Below are 398 nucleotides of genomic sequence, written 5' to 3' on the forward strand. Positions count from 1 at the left end.
CGGAAGGTGATGGTCTTGCCGTTCACGGTCAGCGTGTCGCCGTCGGCGGGCTGGGCGTTGGCCGACAGGCCGGTTGCCGTGGTGCCGTTGGTCGCGATCAGGGTGATGGTGCCGGTCAGGGCCGTGGTGCCGTCGCCGGCCGTCGCGCCGGTGCTGGCGAAAGAGCCGATGGTGGCGCCGAGGGTCGTGGTGCCGGTCGCCGCCGTGGTGCCGCCCGCCGCGCCGCTAAACACGACGTTGCTGCTTGCGGTCGCGCTGGCGAAGCTCGTCGTGCCGCGCAGGTCAGCCGCGGTCGCACCCGCGATGGTGGCGGAGACGTTGGACTTGGTGGAGTAGCCGACCGTGGTCTGCAGCGCCTGGTTGGCGATCGACTTCGCAGAGTCGATCAGCTTCTGCAG

The 398-nt window shown here is 70.6% G+C and carries 1 pseudogene; it reads right to left on the reverse strand.

The window, feature by feature from the left end:
• Positions 1-398 (reverse strand): annotated as a pseudogene (locus AC0L3P_RS40125) (DUF1522 domain-containing protein); the annotation flags it as partial.

The sequence above is a fragment of the Bradyrhizobium sp. WSM4874 genome (assembly GCF_055811835.1).